Raw genomic sequence first — 16799 nt, forward strand, 5'->3', positions numbered from 1 at the left:
CTTTTAAGGCATATGCTTCGAGCAATCGACATATGTTTTTTGCATAATGATTTGAAAAGGAGTACCTACTATATGGATAAACGAATTGGATCGAAAATCAATGAATTGGTGGATGAATTGAAAGAGAAGCAACGTCCTAATGGCTCATGGAATTATCCATTTGAGACTGGAGTATCAACGGATAGTTATATGATTATATTATTACGTTCGTTGGAAATCGATGACCATGATTTAATTTGGTCATTAGCTGAACGTATTGCTAACAAGCAGGGTCCGAATGGGGCGTGGAAGTTATATTATGATGAAGAAGGAGGAGGAAATCTAACAGCAACTGTGGAAGCCTACTATGCTTTACTGTATAGTGGGTTTTATTCGAGAAATGATAGACATATGCGCTTGGCAAAGCGCTTTATTATGAATAAAGGCGGGCTCAGCCGTATTCACTTATTTACGAAAATCATGCTTGCATTAACTGGCCAGCTTCAATGGCCAAACCATATTCCAATACCAATTGAAAGTCTATTATTGCCTGCTTCTTTTCCAATTAATTTCTTTGATCTATCGATGTATGCACGCGCACATTTAACTCCAATTTTAATTATCGCTGATAAAAAAATACAAGTAACGACTCCTTTAACTCCAGACTTAACGGAATTAAGCATGAAAAGAACGGAGAATTGGGATGATGATTTTCGCAATTGGAACTCCATTTTCTCCTTGATTAAACAAGCTATAGCAAAATTAATCGGACTACCTCATGAATTACATAATTTGGCGTTAAGACAAGCTGAAACATATATGCTTCAACGTATTGAGCCAGATGGTACCTTTTATAGCTATTTTAGTTCAACGTTTCTGATGATATTTGCTTTGTTGGCAAGAGGATATGCAAAAAATCATCCGGTTATTCAACGAGCTGTTGCAGGATTAAAAACTTTCATAATATCCATAAATAATCAACCACATATCCAATTTACTACGGCAACTGTTTGGAATACTTCCCTTATTAGTTATAGTCTCCAAGAGGCAGGATTATCTTCGTCATCAGAGACAATTCATAAAGCTGCACAATATATTCGGTCAAAACAGCACCACTTATATGGAGATTGGGCAATCCAATCGCCTCATGTATTACCTGGTGGGTGGGGGTTTTCAAATATCAACACAATCAATCCAGATAATGATGATACAACGGCAGCATTACGTGCTTTACGGACCAGTGTTCTTGATAAGAATACCAATCGCTTCATTTGGGATAGAGGAATCGAATGGCTTTTATCCATGCAGAATGGTAATGGTGGCTGGGGGGCATTTGAAAAGGACATAGATAGCCCATTTCTATCATGGCTCCCAGTGAAAGGAGCAGAATTAATTTTACTTGATCCTTCAACCCCAGACCTAACCGGAAGAACCTTGGAGTTTTTGGGATTGTACACGAAATTAAATCAATCTCATCCTTTTATGAAGCGAGCAGTCAATTGGTTAATCAAAAATCAGCAAAAAGATGGATCATGGTATGGAAGATGGGGCATTTGCTATATTTATGGAACGTGGGCAGCAATCACCGGATTAATAGCAGCTGGGGTTGACCGAGAACATTCATCCGTAAAAAAGGCAATTGATTGGCTGTATCAGATTCAAAATGAAGATGGTGGTTGGGGAGAATCATGTAAAAGTGATCAAGCAAAAACGTATATCCCATTACAAACAAGTACCAAGACACAAACCGCGTGGGCATTAGATACACTTATTGCTGCTGAGGATAAAGTAACAATAGAACTAAAGCAAGGCATTCACTTCTTATTGAAGGAGCAAGAAAATAAGGATAAGTGGACGAAAGAATATCCCAAAGGGCAAGCTTTGCCAGGTAATTTTTATATGCATTATCATAGCTATGAATATATTTTTCCACTTTTGGCATTCGCTCATTATAGAAAGAAATTTATTGAAGAAGCGTAATTATAGGATAAACATCCTTATCACTGTCAATCGATGCACATAAACTATAACAGAATTCGATGAAGAGGTGATATGCGTATGTTTCCAAATAGACCGAGAAGACCGATGAGACCAGAAACTCCTAGACGTCAGCCAGCTTGGATTGGGAGACCACCACAGCCTAGACAAAAACCTTCTACTACAGAAAACATTATTTCGCAATTTCGTGATCAGGATGGTCAATTCGATTTTAATAAAATGACAGAGGTTGCGTCGCAAATGGGAAAATTATATGGTCAAGTTAGTCCATTCATTACAACTTTCTTTAAAAAATAGACATATTTCGATTGGATCGTGTCACAAGTTCGTGACACGTTTTATTTTTATGTATTTTTGTAATAAAAATTGGATAAAAGAAGAATGCTATTGTTAAAAAGGAGGTTATAACGATGCAACAACAGTTACGTAATTTTATGACATCAAATGTGTATAAAGTGACCGATATGCAATCTGTTCAAGAAGCAGCTGCATTAATGAGTGAACATAATATCGGTTCACTTCCAGTTGTAGATCAGAATGGAACCATGGTAGGAATTATTACAGATCGCGATATTACGTTGCGAACCACTGCTCAAGGAGAAGCTGCCCAAACCCCTGTTTCGCAAGTAATGACAGCACAACAAGTAGTTCAGGGTACCCCGGAAATGGATGCCCATGAAGCTGCACAATTAATGGCCCAACAGCAAATTCGTAGGCTGCCAATTGTGGAAAATGGTCAAATTGTTGGGATGGTAGCATTAGGAGACTTGGCTGTCGACAACCAATTGGGAAATGAAGCAGGGCAAGCTTTGTCAAACATTTCTAATCCATCTGATCCACAGAAGTGAAACTTTCAAATGTGGTACGCTGACTTTTTTTAATGAGGGTCAGCGTATTTATTTGGAAGCAAAAAACATGCAGTAGCGAATGCTACTGCATGTTCTACCACTAATCCAACGTTTATAATACATAGCCATATACACAAATAAAATGAAAAAGGCTGCCGATTAAGATAAAGATATGGAAGATTTCGTGGAATCCCATATGCCTAAATGATAATACTTTCGGTTTAAGGCCATAGATAATGCCACCTACGGTATAAAAAATGCCGCCTAAAATGAGAAAAATCATACCAGCTGTATTAATAATCGGAGCTAGTGCTGAACTAAAGAATACGACAATCCAACCCATCCCAATATACAAGGCGGTAGAAAGCCATCGTGGCGAGTGAAACCAGACTAACTTAAATACAACTCCAAGTAAGGCTAAGGTACTTACAATTGCAAATAGTGTCCAACCTAGGGATCCTTTTAAGCTAATTAAACAGAACGGGGTATAGGTCCCAGCGATTAATACATAAATCATTGAGTGGTCAATTCGTCGTAAAAATGCGATAACCTTATCTCTTGCTATCACCATATGGTATGTAGCAGAAGCAGCATACAATAAAGTCATGCTAATTCCAAATATGATGACTGCAGTTATCGCTAAGAATGATTCGGTTGTAGCAGTTGCTTTGATCACTAATGCTAGTAGACCAAAAAATGATAATACTGCTCCAAATAGGTGGGTCAGTCCATTAATTGGTTCCCGGATATATACGCCCATGAAATCACACCTTCATCATGTTTTATGTAGTTTTCAAAACTATATAATAATCATATAGCTGTTTTAATATGTAGTCAAGATTTACTTGTTAATCTTAATCTCGTATAATAAAATAGATTTGAATAATAGCTAAAAGAGGTTAAATAAATGAAGGATATATATGAATACGTTGACAAAATGGAGCTAAATAAACAACTGAAGCTTGATGAAATTCCAGATTTGGATCTATATATGGATCAAGTTATTCAGCTATTTGAGAATAAATTTGGTATATTAAAACGAGATGAGGAAGAAAAAGTACTTACAAAAACGATGATCAACAACTATGCAAAAGGAAAGCTATTTTTTCCAATCGAAAACAAAAAATATTCAAAGAACCATTTAATGTTAATTGCCATGATTTATCAGATGAAAGGTGCGTTATCAATAAATGACGTCAGGATGACATTAGACGCTTTAAACAAGATGATAACAGAAGAAAACTTTGACTTAACAAAATTATACGAGAGCTATGTCGATATCGCTAATGATCGTATGCAACAATTGAAAGTTGAAATGAAGCAATTAACAACTGAAGTAGAGGACCATACATCTGCGTATGATAGCAAGCGTGCCGACTACCTTAAACAGTTGCTATTAGTTGCTTCTTTTGTCAATATGAGTAATTATTATCGTAGAGCAGCTGAGAAGATTGTGGACGCTATCGAAAGAAATGAAAAATAAAATGAAGAAAGGGGAAAAAACATAACGATGTCTACATATCCAAATGTCACTGAAACGAAGCTAATGATTCAAGAGTTGGTAACTATTCCTAGCCCTTCAGGGTTTACCGATCGGGTTATTCGTTATGTAGAGGGATTACTTTATGATTGGAATATTGAGACAAAGCGTAATTTAAAGGGCGGATTAATTGCCACATTGCCAGGGAAAGATAATCGGGAACATCGTATGTTAACCGCTCATGTTGATACGTTAGGAGCGATGGTTAAAGAAATCAAAGATAACGGAAGATTGCGTCTTGACTTAATTGGTGGGTTTCAATTTAATTCTATTGAGGGAGAATACTGTACGATTCATACAGCAGACGGTAGGGGTTTTACAGGTACCATCTTAATGCATCAAACCTCCGTACATGTTTATAAAGATGCTGGTAAAGCAGAACGAAATCAACAAAACATGGAAGTACGTATTGATGAGCGGGTAGCTTCTGCTGATGAAATTCGTGCATTAGGAATTGAAGTGGGGGACTTTGTATCGTTTGACCCGCGTGTTCAATTAACAGACCACGGATTTATAAAATCACGGCATTTAGATGATAAAGCGAGTGTAGCAATCCTATTGCAACTTATGAAGCGTGTAAAGGATGAGAATATCGAACTCCCTTATACAACACATTTTCTCATTTCCAATAATGAAGAAATTGGTTATGGTGGAAATTCGAATATCCCACCAGAAACGACGGAATATTTAGCAGTAGATATGGGAGCGATGGGCGATGGTCAATCTACCGATGAATATACAGTGTCCATATGTGTTAAAGATGCTTCTGGGCCCTACCATTTTGGGCTGCGTAATCACTTAGTAAATCTCGCCAAGCAACATCATATTAGTTATAAATTAGATATATACCCGTATTATGGTTCAGACGCATCAGCTGCAATAAAAGCTGGTAATGATATTATTCATGGCTTGATTGGTCCCGGAATTGATTCTTCTCATGCTTTTGAGAGAACACATGAGGATTCATTAAAAAATACCGAATTGCTTTTATATCATTATTTGCTTTCAGAAACCATAACAGCTAAGTAATAATAAAGGTGTGTATAACTTATGAAACTTAGTATCTTAGATCAGGTCCCTCTATTAAACCATAGCTCATCGAAGCAGGCGATACAGGAAACTTTAGAACTTGCCGAGCTCGCTGATAGGCTTGGTTATTATCGCTATTGGGTAGCCGAACATCATGATATGCCAGGTTTAGCCTGCCCTGCACCTGATATGATATTGAGCATCATTGGGAGTAAGACAGAGAAGATTCGTATCGGGTCTGGTGCTGTTTTGCTCCCTCATTACCGAGCATTTCCAGTGGCTGAAAGATATAATTTATTAGCTACCATGTATCCAAATAGGATTGACTTAGGCATTGGAAGAGCACCAGGTGCATCTGCAGAGGCAGCAATTGCCTTATCGGGAAATTTTTTAGAAAATGTCCGGGACATGCCCAATTTATTGGATGAATTGTTAGCATTTCTAAATCAATCGTTCTTGAACAATCACATGTATTCCAAAGTTGCCCCAACGCCTGTTCCAACAACTCCTTCCATTCCTTGGTTACTTGGTACAAGTGAAAAAAGTGCAAAACTAGCTGCTGAAAAAGGGATGGCTTATGCATTTGGTCATTTTATGACAGATAAAGATGGTCCTGCCATCCTCCAATCATTTAAACAACAGAGTTCTGCTGATACCATTGTCGCTGTCTCTGTCATTTGTGCAGAGACAAATGAACGAGCACAAGAACTTGCCCAAGCTGCCCTTTTATGGAAAATGCAACAGAATAATGGGGAAGAAAATGCTTTTGTTCCTACAGAAAATGAGGCGAAAAGCCATAACTATACAAACAATGAACTAGATTGGATACGAAAGCAAAAACAAAAAATGATAATCGGAGATCCATGTGATGTAAGGGTGGAGCTACATAACCTTGCAGTTACTTATCAAACAAATGAATTGATGATCATTACCATCACACCTGATTATCAATCAAGAAAAGCTTCGTATGAATTAATTGCAGAAGCTGTGTTATAAATTGTTATGGCAATGGATGTGCTGGTTTCTTATGTAGCTGATCCCATTAGTTAGAAGTTTCATTTCAATACCTGCCAGGAGTAACATGAATTTTCTATCTCTTATTTACATCACTAAGGACATTATTAAAATACGTATCATTCCTCGGTGAATAAAAGCGGTACTAGCTATGTGCTGCTTTTTTAGATTGCTTCAAATTCCTCACGGGATATTAAATGACCGTATCGAATGAGAAAAGTAAAAGTAGAGCGTAGTTTTTTGCTGATTCAAAAGAATTGCATGCGTGTGTTATTGCCGCCTGTAAGGATAATAGAATGTGCGTGAATAAGCACTACTTAAGGCAGTATGCCAGAACATGAAAAAGACTCCTTCAACTATCCAAGTCGAGTTAGCTGAAAGGGAGTTTTTTTCTGTCTTAAGTAACTAGAACCCTTCCACTCCTGCGGAAGAACAACTAATCCGAGATCATTGCGCATCACTTCGCAAGGAAGTCGGGGAGCTCGTACGCGAAAAGAGAAAGGTCTGAGTGTATAGCAAGAAACGTGGGGAAAATTAGCGGTTTTCACGACAAGCTGATATAGCGTTTATTATCCTTGGATTTAGTTTCTCTCCTTCAGCAACAAAATCTACGTCTAAGGTACTAGTGCAAAATATGCCTAGCGTTCATTACACTTAATTCTATTAACTTGTATGATGAAATTAAGCTAAAGAAAGGAGGAAACACAGTGAAGAAATTTCTCTTATTTCTAGCAGGATTAACTGCTTTGATTATCTTATTAGCTAATCTTGGTCCAATGGTATTATTGGGACTCGGTATATGGTTGCTTTATGTGATTTTCAAGCAATTTATGAAAAGTGAGTCAACAGCTGGAAAAATTGGCTGGGTCATTTTGGGTTTAATTGTATTAAGCTTCACCATCTCCAATATGTTTGCATTGATCGGAGTTGCAGCAGCAATTGCTCTGTATCTCATTTATAAAAGCTGGAAGAAAGCTGATCATAATTCCATAGTTGATGAAATGAAATATGATGACCCATTTACTAACTTTGAACGGCAATGGGCTGAAATAAACAAATCTTAATAAGGAGTGTAGATGACGATGACAAATATTTTTACTCGTATAAAGGATACGTTGTCGAGCGATCTTCATCATATGATGGATCAAAAAGAACAAAAAAATCCAATTGCAGCTTTAAACCATTATTTACGCCAAAGCGAGCAGGAAAAAGAGAAGGTTCGGAAGCTTGTTGAAAGACAATATAAGCTAAAAGATGAGTTTATTAAAGAACAGCAATTAGCACAAGATCTAGCAGACAAACGCCTAAAGCAAGCTGAAATAGCTGAGAAAGCAAACGAAGAACAGATGCATGAATTTGCCATGAAGGAGCATCAAGAGTATCAAGCTCGGGCAGATCGGATGAAGACATCACGTGATGAAGCTGCCGAAGAATTAGAGGCATTAGAAAAAAAATACGAAGATATGAAACATAAATTGAAAGACATGCATCTTCGAAGAATGGAATTAATGGGACGAGAAAATGTTGCTCGTGCAAACCATCAAATGAATCGAGTAGTGGAGCAAACATCAGATAAACCTTTCTCTAAGTTCGCTGAAATGGAAAAGTATATTGAAACGCTAGAATATAAAGTGAATAGTTCATACTATCGTAGTACCTTTGACAACAAAATTGCTAACTTGGAGAAAGAAATGAAGGAGAAAGAACAAGCATAAAATCCTTCGTCAATAAATAAAAAAATGATATACTATACAGGCGCAAGGGGTTGCGTCTGTTTTACATAATTACGAAGGGAGGTTACTTCATGTTTAGACAATTAACCACAGACACGCTAAACTGGATATTAATCATTGGAGTAATCCTCTTTATCATTGAACTTACCTTTTACCACGGTGGAATGTTAATTAATGCTTTATTCTTCTCCTTGTTGATTTATATTGGACGAAAAAAATATCATAGTCTTTTTGGAAAGGTTATTTTTTGGGTTGGTGTGGTAGGGATCGTGTTTGCCATCCTTAATATGCTGGCAATACGATTTTTAATTATTGCTGCAATTATTTTATTTCTTATTCACTACTCCAAGTCCAAAAAAGAATCAGCTTATCTTCACCCAAAGGAGTTTAAACAACGGGAGGAAACGAATGAAACTATTATAAGAAAACAGCCATTGTTTGATCATAAATTATTTGATGACCAGCGAACCGAAGAACCTTCTTATCAATGGAAAGATGTCAATATCCACGGTGCGTTTGGTGATCGTATTATTGACTTAAGCAATACCGTACTTCCAAATGATACAGCTATTATCTCTATACGACATATGGTTGGAAATATTGAAATCTATGTACCATATGACGTGGAGGTAAGCATTCACCATAGCTCCTTATTTGGGCGTGCATTGATTTTTGGACATTTTCATGAAAAGCTAATGAATAAAACATTATTGTATCAAACGGAGAACTATAATACGAAATTCCCTCGAGTAAAAGTCATTACCTCATTATTATCTGGCGATATTGAGGTGAAACGAATATGAATCTGATTTTACGACATGTGTTTACTGCAGTAATGTTTAGTATTGCATTAACTATTGTTGTGACCGGTCTTACACTAGTAGCCTTTATCGATGACTGGTCACTTGTCTTTGAACAGCAAATCGGTGATATCTCGTTCCTCATCATCATATTTACCGTGGCGATTGGAGCTGGATTAATTATTGGCACGGTCACTGGTTTTTATTGGAGGCAGCGAATTCATCAAGTTGAAAGACAAATGGACGAAATTATTAAAGGGCAAAGAATAACGTTTCATATGGAAACATATAAAGATCTAGAAGCTATCCAACGATACTTGCATCAAATTCAAAATAAAATAAGATCGCAAACAGAACATGCGCAGCGATTAGCCTCGGAACGAACAAGAGAGCGAGAAAAGAGTTTGCAAGAAGTTGTAGCACAAGAAAGAAATCGCTTGGCACGGGAATTACATGATTCTGTCAGTCAGCAATTATTTGCTGCTTCTATGATGATGTCAGCAATTAATGATATGAATCCCCCTGAAGATGAAACAATGAAAAAACAGTTAGGTATGGTAGAAAATATGATTCATCAATCTCAGTTGGAAATGCGTGCGCTATTACTACACCTTCGTCCGGTTGCCTTAAAAGGGAAGTCATTGCAGGAAGGTGCTGAAGAATTACTCATTGAGTTAACGCAAAAAGTACCAATGGAAATTGATTGGAAAATTGAGGAATTCACTGTTGATAAAGGCGTAGAAGATCAACTATTTCGTATTCTTCAGGAAGCCGTTTCAAACACGTTACGACATGCAAAAGCAACAAAATTACATGTTATGTTGGTGGAACGAGATGAAAATGTTATTCTGCGAGCTGCCGATAATGGAATAGGTTTTGATATGGAGAAAATGAAAACAGGCTCATATGGATTGCAAAATATGCAAGAGCGAGCGTATGAAGTTGGTGGAAGTTACAAAGTTGTCAGTGTTCCTAATGAAGGGACACGGATTGAAGTAAAAGTTCCGAATTTGGGAAAGGAAGGTGAAAATAATGATTAATGTTCTCTTTGCTGACGATCATGAAATGGTGAGAATAGGCGTCACATCTTACTTATCAGCTCAACCAGATATTGAAGTCATAGCCGAAGCTGATGATGGTGGTCAAGCTGTAGAATTGGCACTTGAATTAAAACCCGATATTATCTTATTAGATCTTGTTATGCAGCAAATGGATGGCATTGAGGCAACAAAACAGATTATCGAGCAATGGCCGGAAGCAAAAATAATTATCGTGACAAGTTTCTTAGATGACGAAAAAGTATATCCTGCCCTTGAAGCTGGAGCTACCAGTTATATGTTGAAAACATCGAAAGCGGGGGAAATAGCAAAGGCTATCCGGGCAACGTATGAAGGACAAACGGTTTTGGAACCGGAAGTAACTGGAAAAATAATGAATCGCATGCGTACCCCTAAAGCGGAATTACATGAACAGCTAACGGTACGAGAAAAAGAAATCCTGCTACTTATAGCTCAAGGGAAAACGAACCAAGAAATTGCCGATCAATTATATATCTCATTAAAGACAGTAAAAGTACATGTTAGTAATATACTAGGAAAATTAGAAGTTCAGGATCGTACGCAAGCAGTTATTTATGCGTTTAAACATAGCTTAGTAAAATAGAAGTGGAAAACGAGCACATACTTATGTACTCGTTTTTTAGTTAGTCACTCTTTCTGGTCCGCAATGTTCAAAATATTTATCTACAAGTTGATAGATGGAAATAAGTTCATAAATAATTATTACTTCAGGAGGAAACGTTGTTGCTTCAACGTTAGGTTTGGTTCTGGATATTCCAGTTTCTTCCCAAAACATATCACTTAATTGTTTCAGATAAGCTTGATGTTTTTCGGATTCAATTTTTGATTTACTTGCCAATCCTTGAACTAGTTCGTTAACAGCTAATAATATTGTTTTCTTCTCTTTCGTACCCCACATGGTAAATTGGGAAGGCGTATTTAAAACATTATCCGTGTGATAGTGTATCAGTCTTAAACAAATTAACTGTTTTTCAATTTCTTTAAAGCGTTTCTTTTCATTTTCGCCAAGTGGGTGGTAGTTCGATTCCTCTTTTTGAAAACGGATCAGCGTTTCTGTTTGTTGGATTTTTTTATACACTTGATCGGCTGGGTTTATCGAAGTTAACACATCATCATGATTATTTACCTCAATAACCCTTTGAAACACCTGTTCAATTAAACGAGCCGTCTGTCTTCTCACACTTTCAATGTTTTGGGTAATATGCTCGGTATAATTAGGAGGTAAGACAAACATATTTACCCCAGTCGAAACCAATAAACCAATAGTGGTCGTACCTAATCGAATTAGAAAAGAAATAAAATAATTACTATGAATGACTTCAATCATTGCTACAGCTGTTAAGGTTGCAACTAATAATCCTGCATGAAGTTTTAAGCGGAAACAGGTGACTATTGTTAGTGTAGCAGCGAGTGCATAGGTTAAAGGTGAATTTCCAAATAAGAAAATAAATAGTACTGAATACGCTGAGCCAATAGCTGAAGCAGGAAAGCGAATCATCCCTTTTCGGATGGAATCGGCAACCGTTGGTTCAATTGTTACAATCGCAGTGATAACTGCAAATACCGCCGGGATTTCTAATATTGAGCAAATCCATGCTGTAAGAAAAACAGCTACTCCTGTTTTCACGACCCTGCTCCCAATAAAGTGAAATTTTTTTCGTTTCACGTTGGTCATCTCCTAGTTGAAGTAATCCTATGTGAACAATAATATCATGATCTATTCTCCACTAATAAAAAAATTTTTTCAACTATCTCCCTAAAAAAGGTTGCAATTTTTAGACTATTAGAATAAACTGTTTTATAACAATAAATAGTAAATTTTAACTGTTATATAAAAGGAGGTGCGCAAATGAATCATGAAAATGAAACAAGATGCCCTGAATGTGGAGAGAAAGTAAATAATAAAACGTATATCTTGGAATGCGATTACTGTCTGTCTAAAAAGGAAGATTAATTTTTTGACTAATCTGTTATATAACAAAAATATATGTAATATAACAAATGGGGAGGATTAATATGGAAGATCAACGAGTTAATATGCTAATCGAAAATTGGGAGAAAGACGAACGTTGGATAGGGGTAGAAAGGCCGTATCTCGCTAAAGATGTAATCCGTTTAAGGGGGAGTATGGATATAACCTATTCTTTGGCTGAACGAGGAGCAAATAAATTATGGGAGCTACTGCACACAGAAGATTATGTTCATGCATTAGGAGCTTTAACTGGAAATCAAGCGGTACAGCAGGTAAAAGCAGGTCTTAAAGCAATTTATTTAAGTGGTTGGCAAGTAGCAGCTGATGCGAATCTTTCCGGTCAAATGTACCCGGATCAAAGTTTATATCCTGCCAATAGCGTTCCGCATGTAGTGAAACGCATAAATCAGGCCTTACAACGAGCAGATCAAATCCATTACGCAGAAGGGGACCAGAATTTGGATTGGTTCGCTCCAATTGTCGCTGATGCTGAGGCAGGGTTTGGCGGACAACTAAATGTATTTGAATTAATGAAATCAATGATAGAGGCTGGCGCGGCAGCTGTTCATTTTGAAGATCAATTATCCTCGGAGAAGAAATGCGGACATTTAGGTGGAAAGGTGTTATTACCTACACAAACAGCTATTCGTAATTTAATTTCTGCTCGGTTTGCAGCTGATGTAATGGGCACACCCACCATTATAATTGCTCGAACCGATGCAAATGCTGCTAATTTAATTACGAGTGATATTGATGCATCTGACTCAACATTTATTACGGGAGAGCGAACAACAGAAGGATTTTATAAGACAAGAGCGGGAATTGATCAAGCGATTGCTCGTGGATTAGCATATGCTCCATATGCTGATCTTATATGGTGTGAAACAGCTGAACCAAATTATCAGGAGGCGAAGCAATTTGCTGAAGCAATTCATAAGAAATATCCAAATAAGTTATTAGCTTATAATTGTTCCCCATCTTTTAATTGGAAACAAAAACTTTCCGATCAAGAAATTGCGTCCTTTCAAGAAAAGCTAGGAGAGTTAGGGTACAAATTTCAATTTGTAACACTAGCAGGATTTCATGCATTAAACCATAGTATGTTTGAACTGGCTAGGAAATATAAGGAAGAGGGTATGAAGGCCTATGCTGCATTACAACAAGGTGAATTTACGAGTGAAAAATATGGCTACAGTGCTACTCGACATCAACGGGAAGTAGGAACAGGCTACTTTGATGAAGTTGCTCAAGTAATTGCTGGTGGAACAACCTCAACGGCAGCATTAAAAGGATCAACAGAAGAAGAACAATTTACCTCTTAGAATGATAGAATAATAGATATAATTGCGTTTATTCCTTTGTGGGGTGAACGCTTTTTATATGATTCGATACGATTTTTTTCGATCTTATTCATAGCGAAATGCCCAGATTCATATCCAATTACCAGGTAATATGTCGTATTTGAAATATAATTGTAACATTTTCATAATATGAGTGAAATTTTTACCTGTTATACTACTAATTGCCTAAATAAATAGAAATACATAAAAAATTAGTTTCACTTTACTGCTTAGCTACAACGGAAGAATAACACGATACATAGATAAATGATGGCAGACCGTGATTCAAGAAGTGGGGGAGAATGTTGAAAAAATCAGTTTTAACAGTATCGGCTGTAGCAGTCGTCGGGTTTAGTAGTGTATTTTTCCAAACCGAAGCAAACGCAGAATCTATCAATAACTTAAAGGACAAGCAATCTGAAATCCAAGATAACCGCGAGGAGATAAAAGCGGATCTATCCGATGCGGAATCTGAGATAGCAGATGTATTAATAGAATTAGAAGAATTAAATAAAGAAATAAGTCAAGTTAATCATGCCCTAACAGAAAACCAAAAAAAGATGGATGAGACGGAGGACAGCATTTCATCTAAACAAGCAGAAGTTGATAAATTAGAAAAAGAAATTAAACAACTTGAAGAAGCGATTGAGAAACGATTTGACATTTTAAAGGAACGAGCTGTTTCATATCAACAAAGTGGCGGTAATGTAAGTTATCTAGAAGTAATTTTTGGTTCCAAGAGTTTTGGTGACTTTATTAATCGTGTTTCTGCTGTAAATAAAATATCTGATTCGGATGTTGAATTAATGGAGAAACAGGAAGCGGATAAAAAGAAAGTAGAAGAAAAACAAAATAAGGTGCTCAATAGTCTTGAAGAATTGAAAGATATGAAAGCAGAATTAGAAGGCATCCAGGCAACCATTAAAGAACAAAAACAAGAAAATGAATCAAAAAAAGATACATTAAAATCAAAAAAACAAGATTTGGAAGCACTAAAAGATGAACTTCAAGTTAAGGATAGTAACTTAGCAACCCTTGAATCACAAGTACAAGAAAGTATTGCTGCAGCAGAACAACCAGTAGCTAGTTCAGATGGAGGGGAATTGCAAACACTAAGTAAAAAAAGCTCTCCTTCTAAAGCTGTTGTTTCTACTGGAGGCGGTGGCCTAAGTACGGTAATTAATGCAGGCTATCAATACCTAGGTGTTCCATATGTATGGGGAGGTAAAACGCCAAGTGGATTTGACTGTTCTGGATTTGTTTCATGGGCATTTGCACAGGGTGGTTATTCGATCCCATCTAGTACATCTGCTTTAGCAGGTACAGGTTCAAAGGTTTCCTATAGTAATATTCAACCTGGAGATATTGTGTTTTTTGACACATATAAGAAAAATGGACATGTCGGCATTTACATCGGAGGCGGTAAATTTATCGGTTCACAGAGTACACCGGGGTTATCGGTAGAAACAATGACGAGTGGTTATTGGAACGAAAAATTTAATGGACATGTACGCCGCATTAGATAATACAGAATAAAATCAGGTAGTTGAGATATACTCAACTACCTGATTTTTTATCCGAAATGTGAAAGGGAATTTTCCATTTTGTAAGCAGGAGTGATCACTTAGTACAATTAGCTTTATCCACATACACTTAATTATTGTAACGTACTTTTTGATATGATAAGATGGTTTTATAGCGATCGTTCTATCTAAAGGTGGTGTATAATGAGTAAAAAAAAGCAAGATTTATTAGAACATGCTGAAAAATTATTTTATCAAAACGGTTTTCACGCGATTGGTCTTAAACGTATTGTTCATGATGCTGGAGTTGCTTTAATGACGTTATATAATCACTTTGACTCTAAAGAAGACCTAATTCTTGAAGTCCTTAAAAATCGAGAAAAGAGATATTTTTCACATCTAAACAGTATGGCTGAATGTAGAAATACAGAAGGTACGGTTTCAGTTGCATTACTGTTTGCTGAAGCACATATTGCATGGCTAAGCTCTTCTGGAACGAATGGTTGTATGTTTTTAAGAGCAAAGGAAGAGTACGCTTTAGAGAATGAAGAAATTGTTAATCAAGTCATTGCTCACAAAAAATCATTCATTTCTTTCTTGGTTAAACAAGGCTTTTCTCATGCTCACTCGATTCAGTTAGCAATGTTGTTTGAAGGGGCTACCTCACTTTCAGAAATACTCGATGTAAATGATATAGCGATTCAGTTTAGAAGTTTAATAAAAGATTCATTTAGAGAGTAAGCTGGAATGATGTCTAGCTTACTTATATATTCAATAAATATATAATGATCGTTCTATATAAATGGAGGGGGAGATCGTATGTGGAAGTTTGTACTACCTGGAATTGCAATGATTGGTGTCACTTATGCATTTGCACGTTTTAGTTTTGGTTTGTTTTTACCTCATATAACTGAATCATTAGACCTCACGGAAAGCAATGCTGGTTTTGTTGGTTCAACTGCTTATGCATCCTATACTTTGGCTTTATTGACAGCCTCATTATTCATTCAAAAATGGGGACAATTACGGGTAATTCAATTGGCTGGAATAAGTGCAATTCTAGGTTTATTAGGGATCGCCTTTTCTCCTAATTTTTATATATTAGCGTTAAGTACTTTTATTGCCGGTCTCGGGAGTGGCTGGTCTTCTCCAGCTTTTTCTCAAGTTGCTGCAACCTCATTAAGAGAAAAAGATAGAGATAGAGGCAACACTTGGATGAATAGTGGAACTAGTTTTGGACTTATCGTGTCTGGTCCAATAGCACTTCTGTTTACAGAACACTGGAGACTTTCATTTCTTCTTTTTGCACTTATGGCTATCGTCGTTTTTATTTGGAATACAATACGTATACCAACTCCAGCTTCTTTTCCAAGCCAAGATAAAACAGTAACGGGTTCTCGCTCGTTAAAACGAGCTAAATGGTTGATAATTGCTTCTATAATGGTAGGGGGAAGTTCTTCTGTTTTTTGGACTTTTTCAAGAAGCTACTTAACAGCTGTTTATCAAATGAGTGACTTTGAAAGTGTATTTTTTTGGATTTTAATGGGGGTATCAGGCATTATTGGAGGAGTTGCAGGAAGTTTCATAAATAAGATAGGTTTGTCTTTATCTTATCGTCTAACACTCTTAATAATGATGACTTCTCTTGTTATCATTACAATACCAAACCCTATAACGATTTATACTTCATCCATCTTTTTTGGCGTATCTTATATCGTTATGACGGGGATTTTAATTGTTTGGTCAACACGTATATTTACGTCCTTGCCATCCATCGGTGTTAGCTTATCCTTTTTATCGTTGGGAATAGGTCAGTCCATTGGTTCTTTTATTGCTGGAGGGACAATTGATGCTATTTCATATCCTTTTACTTTTGTTTTATTTTCTCTAATTGGATTGGTTGGGGTAATCGTTCCTACTAAAAATTCTAATTAATAATGGTTA

Annotated in this window: 18 protein-coding genes; 16 read left to right on the forward strand and 2 right to left on the reverse strand. The window is 36.6% G+C overall.

Annotation, left to right across the window (positions count from 1 at the left end):
• Positions 1-72 precede the first annotated feature (72 nt).
• The 3 genes from shc to BN990_RS06715 all read left to right on the forward strand — a co-directional run bounded on the left by shc (position 73) and on the right by BN990_RS06715 (position 2825).
• On the forward strand, positions 73-1959 hold the full coding sequence (gene shc / locus BN990_RS06705) for a squalene--hopene cyclase (RefSeq protein ID WP_038243050.1): 1887 nt from the start codon (positions 73-75) through the stop codon (positions 1957-1959).
• Between the two features lie 78 nt (positions 1960-2037).
• Complete coding sequence (locus BN990_RS06710) at positions 2038-2274, forward strand: YppG family protein (RefSeq protein WP_038243051.1); 237 nt, start codon at positions 2038-2040, stop codon at positions 2272-2274.
• A 113-nt stretch (positions 2275-2387) separates the two neighbouring features.
• Positions 2388-2825 (forward strand): CBS domain-containing protein, encoded by a 438-nt coding sequence (locus tag BN990_RS06715; protein ID WP_021289012.1) that lies wholly within the window; start codon positions 2388-2390, stop codon positions 2823-2825.
• Positions 2826-2937: 112 nt separating this feature from the next.
• Here BN990_RS06715 and trhA read toward each other — a convergent pair whose 3' ends face one another.
• Entirely contained in the window at positions 2938-3585 is a 648-nt protein-coding gene (trhA, locus tag BN990_RS06720) for a PAQR family membrane homeostasis protein TrhA (protein ID WP_021289011.1), read from the reverse strand.
• A gap of 147 nt (positions 3586-3732) precedes the next feature.
• Here trhA and BN990_RS06725 point away from each other — a divergent pair, with 147 nt between their 5' ends.
• The 8 genes from BN990_RS06725 to BN990_RS06760 all read left to right on the forward strand — a co-directional run bounded on the left by BN990_RS06725 (position 3733) and on the right by BN990_RS06760 (position 10603).
• Positions 3733-4308, forward strand: a complete 576-nt coding sequence (locus BN990_RS06725) for a DUF1836 domain-containing protein (protein WP_021289010.1) — start codon at positions 3733-3735, stop codon at positions 4306-4308.
• 27 nt (positions 4309-4335) lie between these two features.
• Positions 4336-5394, forward strand: coding sequence for a M42 family metallopeptidase (locus BN990_RS06730; protein WP_021289009.1), 1059 nt, complete (start codon positions 4336-4338; stop codon positions 5392-5394).
• 21 nt (positions 5395-5415) lie between these two features.
• Complete coding sequence (locus BN990_RS06735) at positions 5416-6390, forward strand: MsnO8 family LLM class oxidoreductase (RefSeq protein WP_038243052.1); 975 nt, start codon at positions 5416-5418, stop codon at positions 6388-6390.
• A 725-nt stretch (positions 6391-7115) separates the two neighbouring features.
• Positions 7116-7472, forward strand: coding sequence for a lmo0954 family membrane protein (locus tag BN990_RS06740; RefSeq protein ID WP_038243053.1), 357 nt, complete (start codon positions 7116-7118; stop codon positions 7470-7472).
• Positions 7473-7490: 18 nt separating this feature from the next.
• Positions 7491-8123: a PspA/IM30 family protein gene (locus tag BN990_RS06745; RefSeq protein ID WP_021289006.1), complete on the forward strand. Its 633-nt coding sequence runs from the start codon at positions 7491-7493 to the stop codon at positions 8121-8123.
• Positions 8124-8212: 89 nt separating this feature from the next.
• On the forward strand, positions 8213-8944 hold the full coding sequence (gene liaF / locus BN990_RS06750) for a cell wall-active antibiotics response protein LiaF (protein ID WP_038243054.1): 732 nt from the start codon (positions 8213-8215) through the stop codon (positions 8942-8944).
• Positions 8941-9981, forward strand: coding sequence for a sensor histidine kinase (locus BN990_RS06755; protein ID WP_038243055.1), 1041 nt, complete (start codon positions 8941-8943; stop codon positions 9979-9981). The genes liaF and BN990_RS06755 overlap by 4 nt, the downstream gene beginning before the upstream one ends.
• Positions 9974-10603 (forward strand): response regulator, encoded by a 630-nt coding sequence (locus tag BN990_RS06760; RefSeq protein WP_021289003.1) that lies wholly within the window; start codon positions 9974-9976, stop codon positions 10601-10603. Before BN990_RS06755 ends, BN990_RS06760 begins: the two co-directional genes overlap by 8 nt.
• A 36-nt stretch (positions 10604-10639) precedes the next feature.
• On the opposite strand, the gene BN990_RS06765 is transcribed toward BN990_RS06760, so the two are convergent.
• Complete coding sequence (locus BN990_RS06765) at positions 10640-11695, reverse strand: FUSC family protein (protein ID WP_038243057.1); 1056 nt, start codon at positions 11693-11695, stop codon at positions 10640-10642.
• 174 nt (positions 11696-11869) lie between these two features.
• Here BN990_RS06765 and BN990_RS22905 point away from each other — a divergent pair, with 174 nt between their 5' ends.
• The 5 genes from BN990_RS22905 to BN990_RS06785 all read left to right on the forward strand — a co-directional run bounded on the left by BN990_RS22905 (position 11870) and on the right by BN990_RS06785 (position 16790).
• Entirely contained in the window at positions 11870-11974 is a 105-nt protein-coding gene (locus tag BN990_RS22905) for a hypothetical protein (RefSeq protein ID WP_021289001.1), read from the forward strand.
• 62 nt (positions 11975-12036) lie between these two features.
• Positions 12037-13314, forward strand: coding sequence for an isocitrate lyase (aceA, locus tag BN990_RS06770; RefSeq protein ID WP_021289000.1), 1278 nt, complete (start codon positions 12037-12039; stop codon positions 13312-13314).
• A 320-nt stretch (positions 13315-13634) separates the two neighbouring features.
• On the forward strand, positions 13635-14858 hold the full coding sequence (locus BN990_RS06775; protein WP_031334955.1) for a C40 family peptidase: 1224 nt from the start codon (positions 13635-13637) through the stop codon (positions 14856-14858).
• 201 nt (positions 14859-15059) lie between these two features.
• Positions 15060-15596, forward strand: coding sequence for a TetR/AcrR family transcriptional regulator (locus BN990_RS06780; RefSeq protein WP_021288998.1), 537 nt, complete (start codon positions 15060-15062; stop codon positions 15594-15596).
• A gap of 78 nt (positions 15597-15674) precedes the next feature.
• Positions 15675-16790: an MFS transporter gene (locus tag BN990_RS06785; RefSeq protein WP_038243060.1), complete on the forward strand. Its 1116-nt coding sequence runs from the start codon at positions 15675-15677 to the stop codon at positions 16788-16790.
• The last annotated feature ends 9 nt before the right edge of the window (positions 16791-16799 follow it).

The sequence above is a fragment of the Virgibacillus salexigens genome (assembly GCF_000723585.1).
GTDB lineage: Bacteria > Bacillota > Bacilli > Bacillales > Amphibacillaceae > Virgibacillus > Virgibacillus salexigens.

Excerpts from the sequence above, each read along its gene's own strand:
- aceA (WP_021289000.1), top strand. The coding sequence starts at position 12,037 with ATGGAAGATCAACGAGTTAATATGCTAATCGAAAATTGGGAGAAAGAC.
- liaF (WP_038243054.1), top strand. The coding sequence starts at position 8,213 with ATGTTTAGACAATTAACCACAGACACGCTAAACTGGATATTAATCATT.
- BN990_RS06785 (WP_038243060.1), top strand. The coding sequence starts at position 15,675 with ATGTGGAAGTTTGTACTACCTGGAATTGCAATGATTGGTGTCACTTAT.
- BN990_RS06710 (WP_038243051.1), top strand. The coding sequence starts at position 2,038 with ATGTTTCCAAATAGACCGAGAAGACCGATGAGACCAGAAACTCCTAGA.
- shc (WP_038243050.1), top strand. The coding sequence starts at position 73 with ATGGATAAACGAATTGGATCGAAAATCAATGAATTGGTGGATGAATTG.
- BN990_RS06775 (WP_031334955.1), top strand. The coding sequence starts at position 13,635 with ATGTTGAAAAAATCAGTTTTAACAGTATCGGCTGTAGCAGTCGTCGGG.
- BN990_RS06745 (WP_021289006.1), top strand. The coding sequence starts at position 7,491 with ATGACAAATATTTTTACTCGTATAAAGGATACGTTGTCGAGCGATCTT.
- BN990_RS06735 (WP_038243052.1), top strand. The coding sequence starts at position 5,416 with ATGAAACTTAGTATCTTAGATCAGGTCCCTCTATTAAACCATAGCTCA.
- BN990_RS06765 (WP_038243057.1), bottom strand. The coding sequence starts at position 11,695 with ATGACCAACGTGAAACGAAAAAAATTTCACTTTATTGGGAGCAGGGTC.
- BN990_RS06760 (WP_021289003.1), top strand. The coding sequence starts at position 9,974 with ATGATTAATGTTCTCTTTGCTGACGATCATGAAATGGTGAGAATAGGC.
- BN990_RS22905 (WP_021289001.1), top strand. The coding sequence starts at position 11,870 with ATGAATCATGAAAATGAAACAAGATGCCCTGAATGTGGAGAGAAAGTA.
- BN990_RS06725 (WP_021289010.1), top strand. The coding sequence starts at position 3,733 with ATGAAGGATATATATGAATACGTTGACAAAATGGAGCTAAATAAACAA.
- BN990_RS06755 (WP_038243055.1), top strand. The coding sequence starts at position 8,941 with ATGAATCTGATTTTACGACATGTGTTTACTGCAGTAATGTTTAGTATT.
- BN990_RS06730 (WP_021289009.1), top strand. The coding sequence starts at position 4,336 with ATGTCTACATATCCAAATGTCACTGAAACGAAGCTAATGATTCAAGAG.
- trhA (WP_021289011.1), bottom strand. The coding sequence starts at position 3,585 with ATGGGCGTATATATCCGGGAACCAATTAATGGACTGACCCACCTATTT.
- BN990_RS06780 (WP_021288998.1), top strand. The coding sequence starts at position 15,060 with ATGAGTAAAAAAAAGCAAGATTTATTAGAACATGCTGAAAAATTATTT.
- BN990_RS06715 (WP_021289012.1), top strand. The coding sequence starts at position 2,388 with ATGCAACAACAGTTACGTAATTTTATGACATCAAATGTGTATAAAGTG.